1 rRNA gene is annotated in these 3,149 nt (G+C 55.3%); it reads left to right on the forward strand.

From position 1 onward, the window contains the following. The first annotated feature begins 27 nt into the window (after nucleotides 1-27). Nucleotides 28-3,145, forward strand: a 23S ribosomal RNA gene (locus ADG72_RS05435). Nucleotides 3,146-3,149 lie beyond the last annotated feature (4 nt).

Below are 3,149 nucleotides of genomic sequence, written 5' to 3' on the forward strand. Positions count from 1 at the left end.
TTTTTGTTGTTTTTTGTGTCTGTGGTTTTGTTAGTTTTAGTGGGCATTCGGTGGATGCCTTGGCACTCAGAGCTGATGAAGGACGTGGCGGTCTGCGATATGCCTTAGGGAGTTGACGAGCGAGCGTTGATCTAAGGATTTCCGAATGGGGGAACCTAGCTGGTGTTATGGCCAGTTACCACTGCCTGAATGAAATAGGGTTGTGGGGGGAACGCGGGGAAGTGAAACATCTCAGTACCCGTAGGAAAAGATATTCCGTGAGTAGTGGCGAGCGAAAGCGGAGGAGGCTAAACCTTGTGCGTGTGATAGGCGGCGGCCGTTGCGCATGGGGTGTTGTGGGGCATGATCGTCTACCTTCTGCCGGGGGTGGGCATGGCGTGTTGTTGGTGGTTGAACCTCTTGGGATGGGGGACCGTAGTGCGTGATAGTCGCGTAGGCCAGCTGGTAGGGCGCCGTGTGGGTTGTGTTCCCGAGTAGTGCGGGACTCGTGAAATCTCGTGTGAATCTGCCAGGACCACCTGGTAAGCCTAAATACTACTGAGTGACCGATAGTGCATAGTACCGTGAGGGAATGGTGAAAAGTACCCCGGGAGGGGAGTGAAATAGTACCTGAAACCGTGTGCTTGTAAGCCGTCAGAGCCCTGTGGGGTGATGGCGTGCCTTTTGAAGAATGAGCCTGCGAGTCAGTGGCACGTGGCGTGCTTAACCCGTGTGGGGTATGCGTAGCGAAAGCGAGTCTGAAATATGGCGTGTGTCGCGTGTTCTGGACCCGAAGCGGGGTGATCTACCCATGGCCAGGTTGAAGCAAGGGTAAGACTTTGTGGAGGACCGAACCCACCAGGGTTGAAAACCTGGGGGATGAGCTGTGGGTAGGGGTGAAAGGCCAATCAAACTCCGTGATAGCTGGTTCTCCCCGAAATGCATTTAGGTGCAGCGTTGTGTGGTTCCTGTTGGAGGTAGAGCTACTGGATGGCCGATGGGCCCTGTGGGTTACTGACGTCAGCCAAACTCCGAATGCCAATAGGGTAGAGCACGGCAGTGAGACTGCGGGGGATAAGCTTCGTAGTCGAGAGGGAAACAGCCCAGATCATCAGCTAAGGCCCCTAAGTGTGCGCTAAGTGGGAAAGGATGTGGAGTCGCGGTGACAACCAGGAGGTTGGCTTAGAAGCAGCCACCCTTGAAAGAGTGCGTAATAGCTCACTGGTCAAGTGATTTCGCGCCGACAATGTAGCGGGGCTTAAGCGTACCGCCGAAGCTGTGGCAACAACACGTATAGCTGGCGTCATTTAATGATTGTTGGTGTGTTGTTGGGTAGGGGAGCGTCCTGCATGAGGTGAAGCCCGGGGGTAACCTCTGGTGGATTGTGTGGGAGTGAGAATGCAGGCATGAGTAGCGAATCTGCGGTGAGAATCCGCAGCGCCGATTGACTAAGGGTTCCAGGGCCAGGTTTATCCGCCCTGGGTTAGTCGGGTCCTAAGGCGAGGCCGACAGGCGTAGTCGATGGATAACCAGTTGATATTCTGGTACCGCCTAGCAACCGTCCAATACCGAGATCATCATGCTAACCAATTTTGCCGGCCAATGATCGTGCCTTTCGGGGTATGGTTTGCGGCTGGTCTTGGGACCCGGTGGTGGAGGTAAGCGTATTAACAGGGGTGACGCAGAAAGGTAGCTGCAGTGGGCTGATGGTTTAGCCTATTTAAGGTTGTGGCCCGTCTTTCAGGTAAATCCGGGGGACATGTGGGTGAGAACTGATGAGGGACGCTTTTAGAGTGGACTTGTGGTGATCCTAAGCTGCCGAGAAAAGCCTCGACGCGAGGGGGCAAGGCGCCCGTACCCTAAACCGACTCAGGTGGTCAGGTAGAGTATACCGAGGCGTTCGAGTGAATCATGGTTAAGGAACTCGGCAAAATTCCTCCGTAACTTCGGGATAAGGAGGACCCCGTGGTTTCCCAACACCGTGCGTGTTGGTGGGGCCGTGGGGTCGCAGAGAATAGGGAGAAGCGACTGTTTATCAAAAACACAGGTGCGTGCGAAGCCGTAAGGCGATGTATACGCACTGACGCCTGCCCGGTGCTGGAAGGTTAAGAGGAACCGTCAACATTCCTTGTGGGTGTGAAGCGGTGAATTTAAGCCCCAGTAAACGGCGGTGGTAACTATAACCATCCTAAGGTAGCGAAATTCCTTGTCGGGTAAGTTCCGACCTGCACGAATGGCGTAACGACTTCTCCGCTGTCTCGACCGTGAACTCGGCGAAATTGCAGTACGAGTAAAGATGCTCGTTTCGCGCAGAAGGACGGAAAGACCCCGGGACCTTTACTATAGCTTGGTATTGGTGTTCGCTTGTGCTTGTGTAGGATAGGTGGGAGACTGTGAAGCCGCGGCGCCAGCCGTGGTGGAGTCGTCGTTGAAATACCATTCTGGTTCAAGCGGTCACCTTAACCTAGACCCGTGATCCGGGTTGGGGACAGTGCCTGGTGGGTAGTTTAACTGGGGCGGTTGCCTCCTAAAATGTAACGGAGGCGCTCAAAGGTTCCCTCAGCCTGGTTGGTAATCAGGTGGCGAGTGCAAGTGTACAAGGGAGCTTGACTGTGAGACCGACGGGTCGAGCAGGTGCGAAAGCAGGAACTAGTGATCCGGCCATGGCACGTGGGTGCGTGGTCGCTCAACGGATAAAAGGTACCCCGGGGATAACAGGCTGATCTTGCCCAAGAGTCCATATCGACGGCATGGTTTGGCACCTCGATGTCGGCTCGTCGCATCCTGGGGCTGGAGTTGGTCCCAAGGGTTGGGCTGTTCGCCCATTAAAGCGGTACGCGAGCTGGGTTCAGAACGTCGTGAGACAGTTCGGTCCCTATCCTCTGTGCGCGTAGGAAACTTGAAAAGGGCCGTCCCTAGTACGAGAGGACCGGGATGGACGAACCTCTGGTGTGCCAGTTGTACCGCCAGGTGCATGGCTGGTTGGCTACGTTCGGGAAAGATAACCGCTGAAAGCATCTAAGCGGGAAACTTGCTTTGAGATGAGGTTTCCACGCCCCTCGTGGGTGGAAGGCCCCCGGCAGACTACCGGGTTGATAGGCCAGAGGTGGAAGCACCGCGAGGTGCTCGTGAGCCGACTGGTACTAATGGGCCGACACTAACAAACACTT

It is taken from the genome of Trueperella pyogenes (genome assembly GCF_001070855.1).
Classification (GTDB): Bacteria; Actinomycetota; Actinomycetes; order Actinomycetales; family Actinomycetaceae; genus Pauljensenia; species Pauljensenia pyogenes_A.